This window comes from Pseudoalteromonas sp. P80D2 (assembly GCF_036680945.1).
Taxonomy (GTDB): Bacteria; Pseudomonadota; Gammaproteobacteria; order Enterobacterales; family Alteromonadaceae; genus Pseudoalteromonas; species Pseudoalteromonas shioyasakiensis.
Genome location: NZ_JAZDAR010000026.1, coordinates 327,263 through 344,130, shown reverse-complemented (window position 1 = coordinate 344,130; position 16,868 = coordinate 327,263). Strand labels below are relative to the sequence as shown.

Genomic DNA, 16,868 nt, shown 5'->3' with positions numbered 1-16,868 from the left:
ACATTCCTTAAATTTTAATACTCATACCATCAGCAAGAGAGTAGAAATACGCGCGAGTTGCGGGAATTAACCCAACAATAAAGCCTGCAACCATTATCGCAGCTAAAAGCATGAGTTCATAGGATGACAATAAGGCTATATTTAGGCTTATTCCGGCATGGCTTTGCAAGTAATCTGCGCCGAGTAGCATTAAAGCATAGAATAATGCGATACCAACAATGCAGCCAAGCCCTGTAATGAGTAATGATTCTACACTGATCAAGGTGAAAATATGCCAAGGTCTTGCGCCAACAGAGCGCAAAATAGCAAGTTCTCTGCGGCGTTGATTTAAGCTTGAAAGCAGGCTCGTTAACATGCCAAGCAAACTGATCAGCACCACGACGATAGAAAATAACAGCAAGATTTTTTCAACGATAGAGAGCATTTCCCATAGTTCACGCAAAGTAACTCCCGGCATGATGGCTAGCAGTGCCTCATCTTTGTATTGGTTAATATTACGACGCACTTGTAAGGTATAAAGTGGTGAATCGAAACCAAGTAAAAAAGCGGTTATTTGTTTTGGTGTGCCAACTAAATCAACATCATCATGCTGGTCGTGGTCGTGGTCGTGGTCGTGGTCGTGGTCGTGGTCGTGGTCATTTGCATCAGCCTGAGCGGCTTCATGCTGATGAGCATGACCACCATGAATCGCTTCAATTGCTGCAAGTGGAATATGCAGGGTTTTATCAACAGGTGTGCCCGTTGGATTTAAAATACCGACCACTTTAAATGGGTTATCGTCATGATTATGAAAGCTGGTATTGCCCATGCCGTGCGCAATCACCACTTCGTCACCAAGCTGATAGCCAAGAGTATTGGCAACCTCAGCACCTAATACAACCTCAAATAAGTGATTAAATTCATGGCCTTGTGAAAAGCTCAACGACTGCTTTTTAGCAAAGCGATAGTGCTCAAAATAGTCTTTATTTGTACCAAGTACAGCTAAACCTTTATGGCTGTCGCCAAGTGACATAGGAATAGCCCATTTCACTCCCCGTTGCCCTGATATGTATTGGTAACTTTTCCAACTCACGCCATTATTAGCATGACCAATGCGAAATACCGAAGACAGCAGCAACTGGATATCACCGGTACGCGCACCGACAATTAAATCAGTGCCAGAAATTGTATTGCTAAAGCTACTTTTAGCATCAACTCGAACCCGCTCAATCGACATCAATAACATTACGCTGATAGCAATGGTAAATAGGGTGAGTAGGGCGCTGGCCTTTCGGTTTAATAAACTTTTTGTGGCGAGTTTAATGAGTAGCATCTGTGCCTCCTTGTAACTCAACAAGGCTGATACTGCGGGTAAATAGCGTTTGTAATGTTTCATCATGGCTAACAAAAATTAGCGTGCTATTTGCTGCGCTTGCCTGCTCAAATAACAATTTTACGAATGCTTGGCGATTTTGTGTGTCGAGTGCTGAGGTAGGTTCATCTGCAATAATAATTTCAGGGCTGCCAATAAAGGCTCGCGCTGCGGCAACTCTTTGTTGCTGGCCAATACTCAGCTGTGCAACTGCTTGATGCTGCAAGTTATCATTTAGCCCTAAAGCGCTCAGTAAGCGGCTTGCTTCAGCGGCTATTGTTGCACTATTTTTTAATGCGTTTTTTTGCCTTTGCTTTGAAAATTGGCAACCCAAAGTCACATTTTCAATAGGCGATAAATAAGGTAGTAAATTAAAGTTTTGAAAAATATAGCCAATATGGTCGGCACGAAAACGGTCCCGTTTACTATTACTAAGTTGGTTAATCGCTTTACCAAGCAGCTCGATATTGCCCTGTGTTGGTACTGTGACGCCAGCAAGCAATGATAATAACGTTGATTTACCACAACCACTCGGACCGTGAAGAAAAACATGTTCGCCTTGATCAATATCTAGCTTAGTAATATTGATCGTCGGCTCGGGTTGTTTTGCGTGCCATTTAAAAAGCACATTTTCAAGCGTGATCATAACGACCTATGAATTGTTACCATCGCCAGTAATTTAATTTTCTACGCATTTTAAAATTACGAATAAAATTACGTGGTTTCGGCTTAAGTGCAGGGTTGCTCAATAGTAATTCATTGCTAGCAGCAAGTACACGTTGACTCGATAAGCCGTCTTGATATGGATGCAGTTGCTGGCAGAAGTGCTCAATTTTCGCCATTAATTCAGCAGGTCGTGTGAAGGCATAATCAATCGCTTCAGTTAGTTTATTGACATCTGTGACATCAATAAGGTGTTCGCCAGGTGCTTGGTTGCAGAACGTCACGACGGGTTTTCTTTGTAAGATAAACATAAGCAAAATAGATGAGGTATCACACAGCATGACATCAGCAGCTTGTAAGAGTGGTAGTACATTATCTGTCTCGACAAAAGTTAGATTGTCGTTTTGTAGAGCCTTGTATCGTTCAACAAGCTCACTTGGCATTTTCGGGTGAAATTGCACCAAAATTCGCCATTTACCTTGCTCACTGTACGCTTTTATTTGTTCGTATAATTTAGGTGCAAGAGACAGGCGTTTTGAAAAAGTCGAACAAATTAAAAGAGTTTGCCTTTTATCGCCTTCATCTACGTATGGATTGTTTTCTATTTTTGAAAATAATGGATCTAGAGTAGGCCAACCTGTTTCTTTAGTTAAAAAGAAACCATGCTTTTTAGCTAGTTTCTCAAACTTAGAAGTTGTATTAGGGCCTTGGGTACAATACAGGTCAAAGCAGCCTCGGATGTTAAAATGATCTTCGTATCCTTTTCGATTTAGTTTTCCAGAATTAAAGCCGTGAAAAACAGCTACTTTTTTTCCTGGGATAAAGTTTGGAATTACATTCCCGGGAATGTATGAAATGTCTGGCTGCCACTGGATTACATCATCTATAGTTTCTAAACACGATTCATCTGAACGAAGGAAGTTCTGATTAACTTCATCACCATAGAAAAACCATTTAACTTCACCACCACGAGCTAAAATCTCCCGTTGCAATGGGCGTAAGATCGCGTACGAATAGTTCTGCGAAATAAACATTAAATATTTTTTTTCTGCGGTAGCTGCTAAGTAATCCAAGAAAACCTCCTATTTCGAGGGCACTAGTATAGCGAAATAATGTTTATGACAGCAAAATTACTGAAAGTTTAAATTTTTATGGTTTTTATTACATCCGCAGGCTGCTGATGATAGTGCAATGATTGAGCTTTCAAAGCGTCTAGATTATTATAGGCGGCCATAACCCCAATCCCATACATGTGCTCACAAGAGCATGCCAAATACTATCGGAGATAGCATGACTAGCTATAAAGTTTTAGACGTAAACGATGATTTACCGATCCGTACTAAAGGTGCGGTACACAGTGGTAAAGTGCGTTCAGTTTATTGGTTAACTGATGAAGACAGCGCTCGTTTAATTAATGAAAAAGGTTATCAAGTTCCAAAAGGAACTGAGCTAGCTATTATGGTTATTTCTGACCGTATTTCTGCGTTTGATTGTATTTGGCAAGGTGAAAACGGTTTAAATGGTGTGCCTGGTAAAGGCATCGCGCTAAACTCTGTGGCATCTCATTGGTTTAAGTTATTTGATAAAGCAGGCCTTGCTGGTAACCATATTGTTGATATTCCACACCCTTATGTATGGATTGTGCGTAAAGCAAGCACTGTGAAAGTTGAAGCCATTGCTCGCCAATATATTACTGGCAGTATGTGGCGTGATTATGCGAAAGGCACGCGTAATTTCTGTGGTATTGATTTACCAGAGGGACTTGCTGCGAACCAAAAGCTAGATGAAGTGTTAATTACGCCATCAACGAAAGGCATTATCACAGGTGTTGCTGATATTCCTGAAGTAGATGATGTGAACATTACCCGTGAAAACATCACCAATAACTTAGCTGTTTTCAACTTCAAATCTGAAGACGATGTCGCTAAATATGAGCAACTACTTGTTGAAGGTTTTAAGCTGATCAGTGATGAACTTGCACAGCTAGACCAAATCTTTGTCGATACTAAATTTGAATTTGGTTATGTTGAAGACATTGATGGTTCAGATAAGCTTATCTACATTGATGAAGTGGGTACGCCTGATTCGTCACGTATCTGGGATGGCCCAGCTTACCGTGACGGTAAAATCATTGAAAACTCAAAAGAGGGTTTCCGCCAGCTATTAATTAATAACGTGCCAGACAGCGATGTGTTATTAAATAAAGACCGCATGGACGAGCGTGAGCAGCTTGCTAAAGACTATACCTTGCCAGAATCAGTGATGCTTGAAGTGTCTGATACTTACGTTGGCATTGCGAGTAAAATCATTGGTCAAGAAATTACTATTCCAAGCGACCCACGTAGTGAAGTAATCGCTATTTTAGATAAAGAATACGGCTTAATTAAGCACAATTAATTGCTATTTTTTTAACTTAGATATGCTCTAAGTCAATATTATTAAAGCCAAGTTGGTTTTCTAGTAAAACTGCTTGGCTTTTTTCTTGCTTTTCATACCCTCTCTCATTAACTTAAGCTAAGATTAATCTATACTTATTAGCAAACTAGGCTAAGCAAGGTTCAATTATGACGTTTTTTGCGCACTGTGCTCGCACGGTATGTTCTTTTGTAGTTCTGTGCAGCGCAGCAACTGCATTCGCTGCTGATATTTCATTTACCGTTCGTGATCAATTTGGTAAGCCTTTGGCTGATGCTGTCATCGAATTAGAAAATAATGCGAACTCACCGAGCACGCAATTACCCATAGCGATAATGGACCAGGTTGATAAACAATTTTCACCTAATGTATTGGTGATACAACAAGGGCAGTCTGTTGATTTTCCTAATAGCGATAATATCCGCCATCATGTTTATTCTTTTTCAAGTGCTAAACCATTTAATATTAAGCTTTACGCTGACCGTCCAGAAAAACCAGAGTTGTTTGATAACAGCGGAGTTGTAGTCTTAGGCTGTAATATTCACGACTCTATGGTGGGTTATATCTATGTCGCAAATAGCGCTAATACACTAAAAACAGCAGAGGATGGCAAAGTACAATTAAAAGGTATTACTGTTCCAACTAGCATAACGATTTGGCACCCAAACCAAGCAAGTGAAATCAATAAAAAATTATCAGTCACTGTAACTGAGCAAGTCGCTGATATTACAATTAATACGAATGAACCTGCACCGCGTAATACGTTTGGTGAGATGTTTAAGGCAGATAATGATTCATAGTTTAAGAGGGCGGATCATAGCCTTATGCGTAAGCCTGGTTTTATTAACTAGTTTAGTAAGTTTAGCGAGCTCTTGGTGGTCGACAAATCGCTTTAACGATCAAAAGCTACGTGAAGATATTAATGTTGCTGAAAATGTTTTTAAGCAATATTTAAGCGCTAAAGAGAGCCTGCTATTAACGGCTGCAAAGGTCCTCACCGCAGATTTTGGCTTTAAACAAGCGGTCGCAACTCAAGACGCCGATACCATTAGTAGTGTATTGAATAACCACAGTCGTCGAATAAATGCTGATTTGATGTTGCTTGTGGATTTATCAGGGCAATTGGTTTCAGCAAATACTGAATTTAATCATAGGCCAGATGAGTTTTCTGCATTGATGAATGAATTACTCATTGATGCTGAGCAATCAAATTTCATTGTACTTGATCAAACCCTTTACCAAGTTATTTTACTGCCGGTGCGCGCACCTCGAACTGTTGCCTACAGTTTAGTGGGATTCGAGATTAACGACCTTGTTGCTGCAGAGCTTAAAAACCTCACCACAATGGATGTGAGTTTTATTGGTGAAGATGATGGTGTTGTAGAAACATCGCTGACCAAGCAACCACAAAGCACCTCTGTATTAGCGCATTTTAATAACGAGACAACGCAGCGCATATTTGGTGAAAAGCCGGTCTATAGAAACCGCCTGGTTGAACTTCCATCTTTGCCCGGACACCTAGTTTCTGTGCTATTAAGTGCTGATTTAACCCAGAGTTATCGTGAGTTTGAACAGCTGTTTTTCACCATTATTGTGCTTGCTGCTATTACTGTTGTGATAGGCGTATTGACCAGTGGTATCTTAGCTAAAAATCTCACAACACCGCTTTCAAAGCTTACTTTACTTGCACAGCAATTTGCCCGTGGCAATTATAAAGCTGAATTTGTAGGTAAAAAGCAAAGTAGCGAGATCACCACTTTAATTGATGCCTTTAACAACATGGGTAACGACATCAAAGAGCGTGAACAGCAAATAAGTTTTCAAGCTAGCCATGACTCATTAACCGGTTTTTATACCCGTTCTGCTATGTTGGAAAATATGGAAAACTTGTTTGCCGAAGGAGCTGAGTACACACTGGTTGCTATAGATATCCGCGGCCTTCGTCATATCAATGATAAATTAGGTCCGCGTATTGGTGATGATTGTTTAAAAGCGGTTGCTGAGCGTATTGGTGAATACTCAGCTCATCATAATGGTGTTAATGCTCGGATTGGCGGTGATGAGTTTTTAACTTTATTGCCAGCAGATGAAACGAAACAGTTTAAAGATGCGGTAATGAAGTTAGTTGCTCAGTTACAGGCTGGCTACTTAATTCAAGGCTTAAATATTACGTTACGCTTTAGTGTTGGGGTGGTGCATTGCCTTTCGCAAAATGTCAGCCCTGAGGACTTAATGCGTCGTTCGTTAATTGCTGTTGATACCGCATCTTGCGAGCATAAAACTATTCATTATTATCAAGAAGGTGAAGACGAAGAGCATCTTGAGCGCCTTGCAATAATTGATGAACTTAAGCAAGCCCTTGTTGATGATGACGGTCAGCTGTTCATGACCTATCAGCCAAAACTAAATATTAAAACTAATAGCATTGATAAAGTTGAGTCGTTAATCCGCTGGCAGCGCAAAGACGGTCAGTGGGTTTCACCAGAACTGTTTATTGATTTAGCAGAGCAATCGGGGGTGATTGTTGAGTTAACTTCTTGGGTTGTTAAAACCGTAGTGTCGCAAGTTGCAGCATGGCAACAGCAAGGTATTACTATGCAGGCTGCAATTAATGTCTCTGCGCAAGATATTGCATACCCAAGCTTTTACTCGCACCTTGCTAAACAGTTAGAAAAACATGCTGTTAATGGGCGCTTGATCACAATTGAGCTTACAGAACGCGATATGATTGAGAACGAAGAGCAAGGTATTAAGGCGCTAGAAAACCTCAAAACCTTGGGGGTTAAAATCTCGTTGGATGACTATGGTGTAGGGCAAACATCGCTTGGGCGTTTAAAGTCATTACCGATTGATGAGCTAAAACTTGATAAGTGTTTTATTTTGCAATTAGATCAGTCACGTCAAGATCAATACATAGTGCAATCGACGGTGACTCTAGGTCATCAGCTGGGCTTTTCGGTTGTTGCTGAAGGGGTTGAGAACAAAAATTCACTGGATATTTTAGTGCAAAATAAATGCGATTATGCACAAGGGTATTATTTAAGTAGGCCACTAAAATCAGAGCAGTTTTTGCAGTGGTTAGAGGTGTACAATGAAGCGTCTTAATTGGTTGTTTTGTCTGGCTTGCCTCGGTTTTGCAAGTTCAGGATTAGCTGCATCGGGTAAATTACTAGCAACGCCTGGTGTCTCACAAGTTGAAGGTAGTGCGGGTGGTGGTATTGTCCCTTGGGCGCAGCTTGCAGGCTATGCAAGTGATGATGAAATAGCAATAAATGGTTTTTGCAGCCGCGCTGATGTGAGTGATTACCGCTTAGATGTTTGTGGCGCGCAGCTAAATATTTATGATCGCGTTGAATTTAGTTACGCAGAGCAACGCTTCGAAGTTCCCGCATTAAATACCGATATTGAGCAATCAATTACAGGGGCAAAAGTACGCTTATACGGCGATATCGTTTACAGTAAATGGCCGCAGTTGAGCTTGGGTGTACAACATAAATCACTTGATGACGGCAGTATCGCAAACTTACTCGGCGCCAAAGATACCAGCGGTACCGATGTATACCTTGCTGCTAGTAAATTACATTTGGGCGCGCTTGCTGGGTATAACTGGTTTTGGAACACCACCTTTCGTTATAGCGATGCTAATCAGCTTGGCTTGTTAGGCTTTGGCGGCCCTGATAGCGATAAAGAATTGTTATTTGAAGCATCGACAGCTGTGTTTTTAACCCACCAAATAGCCGTTGGTGTTGAGTATCGTGAAAAGTCCAATAACCTAGGCTTAGGGGAGCAAGATTGGCAGGATGTGTTTGTTGCTTGGTTTCCTAATAAGTATGTTAGCGTGACTGCTGCTTGGTTAGACTTAGGAAGTATTGCTGGGGCTAAGGATCAAACAGGTTGGTATCTTTCTGTAACAGGGTATTGGTAATGATGAAAACACTTTTTACATTTGTATTTGCCGTTATGTTAGTTGGTTGTGCAAGTAGCAACAATAGCACCTTGTATCAGCAAATTAATGGCGAACAAGGAGTTGAAAAACTGGTTGATAGTTTTATTAATCAAATAGGCCGTGACGAACAAATTTTAGCTTATTTTAAACAAACGAATGTCGCCCATTTTCGACAAGGTTTTATTACTCATTTGTGTAGCGTCACCAACGGTCCTTGTGAATACAAAGGCGACAATATGGTTGATATCCACACAGGAATGAATATCCCTGAAAAAGACTTTAACCGTGTGGTAGAGCTTTTGATTAATGCTATGGACGAACAACAGATCCCGCAAACGGTACAAAATAAAATCCTTAGTCGCTTAGCACCACTTCGCCCTGAGGTAATTGATATTTAGCTATTGTTTATATTAAATTTTTACTTTATTGCATTCTTTGACTGTAGTCCTTAAACTTCAACAGAATTATTTAATGTATGGCTTAAAGCATGTCTTTTCTATTTATCTCTCGCAATAATGTACACGCCCGCTATTACAAAGAACTAATTGAGAAGTTACCCTTAAATTGCAAAGTGCACACGATGGGGGTACCAAGATTTGGTGCTCTGAAATACATCAAAAATACGACTAAGTATGATTTTAGTAAAATAATTGCGGAGCAACTATTACGGAAACAAGCGCGTAATAGTTTATGGAATAACCCGCTAATAATTAAAAGTTACTCTGCTTTGATGCTGCTTGTGGAGCGGTGTCGGTTCGCTAAGTATTATGATTTATTGAAGTCAGAATCGCCACAAGCTTTAGTCATTTGGAATGGTAATAAATTACCGAATGTTACTGTTTGTATGGCTGCTAAGGCTTTAGGAGTGACCACCTATTACTATGAAAATGGGTTACTGCCCGGAACAACAAGCTTAGATCCAAAAGGTATTAATTTTGCGGCTTCTGTACCGCGAGATAGTCAATTCTATTTAAACTTTGATCCGCAGGGGAAGTTGCCATTTTCTGCGCCTGATTTAATTCCAAGAGCGAATCATAAAAAGCGCTGTAAGTTTGACGCAATCGAGTTACCCAAAAAATACTTATTTGTGCCATTTCAAGTTCCACACGATACTCAAATAGCTTGCTACTCTCCATGGCTTAAGTCAATGGAAGAGTATTACTATGCTGTTGTTTCAGCTGTAAAACAGTTAAATGATCCAGAACTTAAAGTCGTTTTTAAAGAACATCCTTCATGGCATAAGCACTATGAGCACTTGTACGATAGAAATGATGTTGCCGTTTTTGCTAACGGAAATTGTACTCGAGAGCTTATCAATGGCGCTGAAGCCGTGATCACTATTAACTCGACCGTTGGCTTAGAATCTTTATTACTTGATAAAAAAGTGATTACCTTAGGGCTTGCTTGTTACAACATTGATGAGCTTGTACTACACGCGAGTGATCAAGCGACTTTGATTAAGTGCTTAGAAAAACTACAAAATGGCTGGCAGTCTAACAGTATTCTGAGAGATAAGTTTTTTACCTACTTAAAGCATGTGTATTGCTTGCCTGGTGTTTGGAAAGAATGTACAACTGAGCATGTTGAAGCGGTCGAAAAGCGCTTAACTCAACAAGATACATTTGCACAGTTATCGCAAAAGGAAAGCTAATGAAGAACATTGTCTCGCCAGAATGGTTAAACGAGCATTTAAGCCAGGATAACTTGGTTATCTTCGATGCAGGAATGGTACGTCCTGGTTTACCGGGTGAGTATGCGCCTAAGGCTATGCTTCCTAATGCACAGCGTTTTGATTTCAAAAAGACGCTGGCAGATAACAGTAACCCTGTACCAAGCATGATGTGCAGTAGCGAGCAGTTCACAGAACATATGCAGCTTGCTGGTGTTAACCAAGACTCTCTAGTTGTGATTTATGAAGACCAAGGCTTATTCAGTTCAGCGCGTGCGTGGTGGATGTTTAAAGCCATGGGCTTTGATAACGTAAAAGTTTTAAGTGGCGGTTTAGCTAAGTGGCTGGCACTTGGTTTTGCTACACAAGCAAGCTATTCAGCCGCTACTGGTCAAGGCAACTTTGTTGCCAGCCCGCGCGCTGATTACTTTATCAATGCTGAGCAAGTACTTAACTCACTTGACGAACAAAGCACACTAACACTCGACGCTCGCCCTTATGAGCGCTTTACCGGTGAACACGCTGAGCCGCGCGAAGGTATGCGCAGTGGCCATATTCCAAATAGTCGCAGTTTATCTCTAGCAACAGTGCTAAATAACGGTGAGCTTAAACCCCTTAGCGAATTGCAGGCATTATTTGAACAACACATAGCGCCGCATCACACCCAGTTGCAGTTTAGTTGTGGTTCAGGTGTAACCGCTTGTGCAATTGCATTGTGTGCCGATGAATGCGGTTACGCTAACTTACGTGTTTACGATGGCTCATGGAGTGAGTGGGGCGCTCGTCACGACCTACCTATTGAAACAGGTCCGCACCAATAAACTCAGCGTAATTTTGCCAGCTGCCGATACTGTTTTTATTCAGTGGCTGGCGGATTTGCTTTTTACTCGCCGTGGCTGATGCTGCATTACTTTTATAAAAAGTCAGGCAGTTTTCCTGCCAGCTTAAATCACAAAACGCATAGAGCTTCTGAGTTTGTTGAGTAGGCTCTGCCACCAATTGCTCATAGCTTTGCAAAAAAACATTTTCAGGATACTTGTTGGCAAAATGACTGACTAATGCCGAGTAATCTTGATAGAACGAGGCAATATCTTCAAGTGTAAAACTGTAGTGATGAAACACACTTTGCGGGCTATACATCTGTCTAAAATTGGCAATGCTGCAATCTTGCCAGCCCCGCTGCATACAAACGATTTTAGCATTAGGAAAAGCCGCTAAAATAAAATCAATATAGTAAAAGTTAAATGGCTGTTTGTCACAACTTCTTAGGCCGCCACTTAGTAGCTCAGCTCTTTGTTGATAGCTAGCCAGTGCTGTTTTTATTGCCTCAGATTCATATGCCTTATCGAGCATTTCGCTGTCTATTACACGCGCTGATTGCGTGGCGAATTGTATGAGTTGTGCAATATCATTTAACTCCCCAACCCCTTGCAGTTGTGTACTTTGATTAAGGATTTTTTCAACTAAGGTTGTGCCAGAGCGGGGCATGCCAACAACAAAAACGGGTAAGAACTCAGAGTCACTACTTGCAGGTGCTTGTTGTTTGCTTTGCGTAATGAGCTTTTGACAAAAGTGGTGGTGTTGGCTTGCTTGATAGTTAAGTTTACTGGCTATCGCTTGCTTACTTTGTGCAAAGTATTTAAATGCATTTTTGTAGTCATTTAGGTGCTCATAATTAAGAGCAAGACTATGAAAATACACTTGCTGTTCAACAATGCTTTTTTCTTTATCCGCCAAGGCTTGTAGTTTTTGGATATGTTGCTCTGCATCTATAACAGTATTGAGTTCAGCCTGCGAATAGTGGGCTTGATAAAAGCTAGGTTGCTTTGTGGTTAGTTGCTGAAGCAAGCTTTTAGCTTCATCGAACAGTCCGTGAATTTTATAACACACTGCCAAATTATAGCTAATTTGTGGGTTATCTTTATTGCGCTGGTAGGCTGCTTGTTGGAAGCTAAGAGCGTCGTCATAATGCCCTAAACGGGTCGCAATGTTGGCTAATGTATCAAAGTCTGCGCCACTAAAGTCAGCTGTTTGTAATGCGCTTTGATAATGTACAGCTGCATTACTTACTTTGCCTAACAGTACGTATAACCTGGCAAGTGCTAAATGATAAACTGCAAAAGGGGCTAGGCTTAGGGCTTTTTCAAGGAGCTTAATCGCTTTGGTGATATCGCCAGCTGCGGTGTTGACTTCGCTGAGTAAAAAGTAACAAACATGGTCTTCAGGATTTTGTTTTAGGCGCTGCACAAGTAAGTGATGTGCATCGGTTAGTTGTTTGTTGTTTAACAACTGTTGGATATGAGCGCGAAGCGCTTGTTGGGTATCATTTAGCATAAGCGCATAGTATACCAATTAATTATTTTCAGGTATTAAAAAGCCCTGCCTAAAGGTGGCAAGGCTTTTATGGGTATGTTTAATTACAGCTCAAAGTTGTAGCTAAACTTCATACCGATAGTACGAGGCGCTGTGGTGTAGTGACCATAAACACGCTGTAGCTCAGGTAGTTCTTTGTTTAGCTCAGTATATTGTGACATACCTGCCCAAGACTTATCACGACGTACAGAAGTGAATGCATATTTATCGAATAAATTGTCTACGTAAAGCGTTGCAGACCACATATCACCAGTAATTTTGGCAGATAAGTTACTTAGTGCATAACCAGGTAATACTTCGCCGTCTGCTTTTAGGCCTACTTTGGTGATCACATTGCTTTGCGCTGTGATACCGTAGTTTACACTTAATAACTTATCACCTAAGACATCTTGCTCGTAACGAAGACCAAACGAGAATTGATGCTCAGGAGCGCCCGGTAAACGGTCGCCTTTAGCACCATCATAGTAGCTTTGGTACTGTGCTAAGTCATCGCCTAACACACCAAATAAGTAAGGTGCATCTTCGGTCAATTCAGCCTTTGCATACGCGTATGTCGCATATGCAGCCCAATTATCACCAATCATTGCGCGAGTAGAAAGTTCAACACCTTTCGAATTAGCAGAGCCTGCATTTGAGGTAATTAGCTCTTGGCCATTTACAGTGCTACTACCTACTTGCGCATCTTTCCAATCAACATTAAATAGTGCAGCATTGAAGTGTAGGCGGTTACGTAACCATGATGACTTAAAGCCTAGCTCGTAGTTGACTGTTGTATCTGGTTTGTAATCTTCTTCGTTTGGCAGGGCACAAACTATTTGTTGCTCAGGTAATACATCAGGGCAAGGAGCAATACCGTTACCACCACCAATACGGAAACCTTCACTCACAGTAAAGTAAGCAAGTACACCATTATCGAATGTATAGTTAGCATTAAACTTAAATAAGTTACCGTTATCACTAGCGCTCACATTTTCCATAACAAGGTTATCTAGTGAATCAAAATCACCAGAATAAAGCGGCGTTGCAGAGCCTGATGTTGTTGATACATCGTATTCGTAAAAACGAGCACCTAAAGTTACATCAAACTGATCTGTGATGCTGTAGCCGATTTCACCAAAAAGTGCTTTTTCAGTGGTTTCGCTATCTGAAATTAGAATGTACTCAAGGTCTTGTTCAACATTTGGAATACCACCACCCCAGTACTCAGTCAGACCCGGCGTGTACTCACGATCATCAGAGTAACTTTCTACTTTGTTGTAGAAGCCGCCTACAATCCAGCTAAAAGCACTATTACTATTTGAAACTAAACGAAGTTCTTGCGTAAATGTATCGCGATCTGAGGTATCGTGCGTGTAGCCAACAAAAGAAGGGAAGTCGGCATAACCTGACCAAATATCGTAAAGTAGATCAGTTTGATCGCGCTGACCAGACTGCTCATAGCTAGACCAACCAGATGCAGATACCAGCTCAGCAAAACCAAGATCTGCTTTTACTTCTAAACTTAATAAATCGTTTTCTTCTTCACCAGGCTCAAGTACACGAGCTACGTTTTCGTACTTTCCTGGGACACCTTGTAGTGCACTACTATCAGCAAGTGAGCCGTATTGCGATGTCGAGTTACCGCCATTTTCTTGCTTTTGATAAAAGTAGTTTAGCGTTGCATCAACATCTTCGGTTGCAAGCCAACGCAGTGATAAACGTGCTGTGGTGATTTGCTCATCGTTAACATCGCTTACGCTTTTTAAGTTGGCATTTACATCGCTGCTGTCTGAAAAGTCAGGGTTTGGGTTTGATACACCCGGTTCTTGAACCACGTGAGTGTAGTCAATGTAACCAGGGTTATCGTAATAATTTAAGCTAGCACGAAGCGCTAGTTTTTCTTCAATTAGCGGGGTATTGAATACAGCACCAAACTCACCGCCAGTGCCGTCACTTTCGTTAATGCTAAATACATCGCCTGTAATCTTACCTTCGGTGATATCAAGCTCAGGTTGCTTTAGTAAGTAACGAATTGCACCACCTAAAGTACCTGCACCATACAGTGTACCTTGTGGGCCAATTAGCACTTCAACACGGTCAACATCAGTTAAACGTAAGTCGATGCTCAGTGGAATTTCACCAACATAGGTTGCCACTGTGCCACTATCAGAAATACGGTCAGAGGTATTTGTATTCAAACCACGAACGATAATCGGAGAACCTTCACGACCACCTTGATCAGAAATTGTTAAGCCAGGTACCCAGCGTGCGACATCTTCTAGATCGCCAATGTTTTGGTCGCTAATTACATCGCCATTGAGCGCTGTGATATTAAGCGGTGCATCTTGCACAGAGCCTGCACGTCGTGTTGCAGTAATTTGAATAGTTTCAATTGATTTATCAACTTCGATAGCATCTTCTGCAGCAAACGCCATATTGCTATTGATTAAAACTGCAGAAATTGCACTTGCAAGTAGAGCAGGCTTAAAAGTGTTCATGATTGATTCCGACTTAGTTACAGTAAATTTATGCTTAAAAAATAGACATTACTAGTGATTTAAGCTTAAAAATTGATGATTTAGTGAATTTATATCCAATTATAATGTATTTTTATTCTTATCGTCCATGCGTTATTTGCAATTAAATGCAAAATAATTGAATAAATACTCTGTAAGGGATTAGCTGTCGGAATAAGGGCAATGAGTACAGCCATTACTACAGCAATGGCCGCGTTTTAAAAAGAACCAGCGGCTAAATACCATGTAGTTGTTTTGCATGGTGTAATCGAGATTTTCTATTAAATTACCTTGAGTAAAATAAGGCTTAGCAAAGGCAAGCTGCTGTTCAAGAGGTTGTTGGTAAAGTTTAGATAAAAATGAATTGATCTTTTTTATAGTACAGTCTCGGCATAAACATTCTGTTGCAGCCTCATCGAGTGGTAAAATGTTGGGCAGCTCATTACACCAACAGGCATTAATATTGTCGGCTTGGCAGTTAAGCGTTGCTTTGCATTGTGAGCAAGTAAGGGTTGTCATTAAATAAAAAGATGCTTTGAGATTGAAAAGGTAAGCATAGCAAATGGATAAATTAGACGCATTAGATGAGTTTGCCCGCTTTGGTGATAACCGATTTGAGGCAATCTCAGTAATTACCAGTACTCCAGACACGCAAGGTGGTATCTATACTCTGACGCAAGATGTTTTCTGCCAGGTTTTACAGCGTGTTATAGACGGCGAAATAGATATCGATGAATTAGAACTTTGGGCAAACGTAGTAGAGTCTAGGCAAGACATCGACGAAAGTGCCGTTGAAGGGGCTATTTATGCGCTAAGTAATAACGAGCAAATGGGTGAGTTGAGTACAAGTACGCTAAAGAAGTTATTAGCAGTGACTTTAGGCTGAAAGAATTTTATACCTTTCAGCCTAAGGCATTTACTGCTTGCTATTTATGGTAGCTTAAGCAGGTTTCCACTTCGTTCTTCGAACCTAAGATCACCGCCACACGTTGGTGAATAGCATCAGGTTGAATGTCCATGATGCGCTCAGTGCCTGTTGAGGCAATACCGCCAGCTTGTTCGATTAACATTGCCATTGGGTTTGCTTCGTATAATAAACGTAATTTGTTAGGTTTATTTGGATCTTTCGTGTCGGTTGGGTAAGTAAAAATACCACCACGGCATAATACACGGTGCACATCACCTACCATTGCAGCAATCCAGCGCATGTTAAAGTTACGACCACGCGGTCCAGTATCACCAGCAATTAAGTCATTGATGTAATTTTGCATTGCTGGTTGCCAATGGCGTTGGTTTGAAGCATTGATTGCAAATTCGCTAGTCTCTTCAGGTACGGTTGCAAAATCTTGCGTTAATAAGAAGGTACCGTGCGTTTTATCTAAGGTGAAAAAGCGTGTGCCTTTGCCGGTTGTTAACGCCAGCACGGTTGATGGGCCATATAATACATAACCCGCTGCAACTTGGTTTTTACCCGGTTGCATAAAAATACTAGGATCAGCCGGAACAGCCCCTTCAGGCGCCGCCATAATTGAGAAAATCGTACCAACGAGTGAGTTGATATCAGTATTTGATGAGCCATCAAGTGGGTCGAATGCAACAATGTAGTTGGCATCTGGATTACCCGCAACGGTGAAATCTTCTTCTTCAGAGGCAATGGCTTTTACGTAGCCCGATTCTAATAAAATATCTTTTAAAAGTTGGTTAGTTAGAACGTCGAGTTTTTTCTGTGTTTCACCCTGAATGTTTTCGTCTAGGGTTGAGCCTAATACGCCAGATAGGGCGCCTTGACCAACACGAAATGAAATTTCTTTACATGCCGCAAGTACCGTTCTGATCAATGAGATCAGTTCACGAGGGCAACCATCTTCTAACAATACCGGTGGGAGTCTACGCATTCTATTTTCCTGATAACGTTGTAGCCAGACATTTTTAGTGTGAGAGAGAATGTCTTAGCAA

Annotated in this window: 15 protein-coding genes; 8 read left to right on the top strand and 7 right to left on the bottom strand. The window is 41.0% G+C overall.

The genetic code is table 11. The annotated features are described in order from the left end of the window. Window positions 1-7: 7 nt before the first annotated feature. The 3 genes from VRK28_RS06365 to VRK28_RS06355 are packed head-to-tail and all read right to left on the bottom strand — an operon-like array spanning window position 8 to window position 3,087. The gene (locus VRK28_RS06365) at window positions 8-1,312 is read right to left on the bottom strand and encodes an ABC transporter permease (RefSeq protein ID WP_062566471.1); all 1,305 of its coding nucleotides are present in this window, start codon (window positions 1,310-1,312) and stop codon (window positions 8-10) included. Continuing rightward, window positions 1,299-1,997, bottom strand: coding sequence for an ABC transporter ATP-binding protein (locus VRK28_RS06360; protein ID WP_054561016.1), 699 nt, complete (start codon window positions 1,995-1,997; stop codon window positions 1,299-1,301). Before VRK28_RS06360 ends, VRK28_RS06365 begins: the two co-directional genes overlap by 14 nt. A gap of 16 nt (window positions 1,998-2,013) precedes the next feature. Continuing rightward, on the bottom strand, window positions 2,014-3,087 hold the full coding sequence (locus VRK28_RS06355; RefSeq protein WP_244269411.1) for a CDP-glycerol glycerophosphotransferase family protein: 1,074 nt from the start codon (window positions 3,085-3,087) through the stop codon (window positions 2,014-2,016). Window positions 3,088-3,304: 217 nt separating this feature from the next. Here VRK28_RS06355 and VRK28_RS06350 point away from each other — a divergent pair, with 217 nt between their 5' ends. The 7 genes from VRK28_RS06350 to VRK28_RS06320 all read left to right on the top strand — a co-directional run bounded on the left by VRK28_RS06350 (window position 3,305) and on the right by VRK28_RS06320 (window position 10,865). Then, complete coding sequence (locus tag VRK28_RS06350; RefSeq protein WP_062566470.1) at window positions 3,305-4,411, top strand: phosphoribosylaminoimidazolesuccinocarboxamide synthase; 1,107 nt, start codon at window positions 3,305-3,307, stop codon at window positions 4,409-4,411. 167 nt (window positions 4,412-4,578) lie between these two features. Then, on the top strand, window positions 4,579-5,229 hold the full coding sequence (locus VRK28_RS06345) for a methylamine utilization protein (protein ID WP_062566469.1): 651 nt from the start codon (window positions 4,579-4,581) through the stop codon (window positions 5,227-5,229). Further along, window positions 5,219-7,534, top strand: a complete 2,316-nt coding sequence (locus tag VRK28_RS06340; protein WP_062566468.1) for a bifunctional diguanylate cyclase/phosphodiesterase — start codon at window positions 5,219-5,221, stop codon at window positions 7,532-7,534. Before VRK28_RS06345 ends, VRK28_RS06340 begins: the two co-directional genes overlap by 11 nt. Next, window positions 7,521-8,354 carry a DUF3034 family protein gene (locus VRK28_RS06335; protein WP_058585872.1) on the top strand — a complete coding sequence of 278 codons (834 nt, stop codon included), beginning with the start codon at window positions 7,521-7,523 and terminating at the stop codon, window positions 8,352-8,354. The genes VRK28_RS06340 and VRK28_RS06335 overlap by 14 nt, the downstream gene beginning before the upstream one ends. Then, window positions 8,354-8,773 carry a group I truncated hemoglobin gene (locus VRK28_RS06330; protein WP_062566467.1) on the top strand — a complete coding sequence of 140 codons (420 nt, stop codon included), beginning with the start codon at window positions 8,354-8,356 and terminating at the stop codon, window positions 8,771-8,773. Before VRK28_RS06335 ends, VRK28_RS06330 begins: the two co-directional genes overlap by 1 nt. Window positions 8,774-9,150: 377 nt before the next feature. Next, window positions 9,151-10,026 (top strand): capsular polysaccharide export protein, LipB/KpsS family, encoded by an 876-nt coding sequence (locus tag VRK28_RS06325; RefSeq protein ID WP_240701459.1) that lies wholly within the window; start codon window positions 9,151-9,153, stop codon window positions 10,024-10,026. Continuing rightward, entirely contained in the window at window positions 10,026-10,865 is an 840-nt protein-coding gene (locus tag VRK28_RS06320) for a sulfurtransferase (protein ID WP_062566465.1), read from the top strand. Before VRK28_RS06325 ends, VRK28_RS06320 begins: the two co-directional genes overlap by 1 nt. Here VRK28_RS06320 and VRK28_RS06315 read toward each other — a convergent pair. The 3 genes from VRK28_RS06315 to VRK28_RS06305 all read right to left on the bottom strand — a co-directional run bounded on the left by VRK28_RS06315 (window position 10,840) and on the right by VRK28_RS06305 (window position 15,431). Then, window positions 10,840-12,378 carry a tetratricopeptide repeat-containing sulfotransferase family protein gene (locus VRK28_RS06315; protein WP_062566598.1) on the bottom strand — a complete coding sequence of 513 codons (1,539 nt, stop codon included), beginning with the start codon at window positions 12,376-12,378 and terminating at the stop codon, window positions 10,840-10,842. The two genes, VRK28_RS06320 and VRK28_RS06315, sit on opposite strands and share 26 nt — an antisense overlap. An 83-nt stretch (window positions 12,379-12,461) precedes the next feature. Beyond that, a complete protein-coding gene (locus VRK28_RS06310; protein ID WP_062566464.1) occupies window positions 12,462-14,894 on the bottom strand; it encodes a TonB-dependent receptor in 2,433 nt (810 codons plus the stop codon). A 180-nt stretch (window positions 14,895-15,074) separates the two neighbouring features. Next, window positions 15,075-15,431 (bottom strand): DUF5522 domain-containing protein, encoded by a 357-nt coding sequence (locus VRK28_RS06305; protein ID WP_062566463.1) that lies wholly within the window; start codon window positions 15,429-15,431, stop codon window positions 15,075-15,077. 43 nt (window positions 15,432-15,474) lie between these two features. Between VRK28_RS06305 and VRK28_RS06300 the strand changes: the two genes are divergently transcribed. Then, the gene (locus VRK28_RS06300; RefSeq protein ID WP_062566462.1) at window positions 15,475-15,798 is read left to right on the top strand and encodes a hypothetical protein; all 324 of its coding nucleotides are present in this window, start codon (window positions 15,475-15,477) and stop codon (window positions 15,796-15,798) included. Window positions 15,799-15,838: 40 nt separating this feature from the next. Here the strand turns inward: VRK28_RS06300 and VRK28_RS06295 are convergent, their stop codons facing one another. Then, the gene (locus VRK28_RS06295; protein ID WP_062566461.1) at window positions 15,839-16,807 is read right to left on the bottom strand and encodes a class 1 fructose-bisphosphatase; all 969 of its coding nucleotides are present in this window, start codon (window positions 16,805-16,807) and stop codon (window positions 15,839-15,841) included. Between the last annotated feature and the right edge of the window lie 61 nt (window positions 16,808-16,868).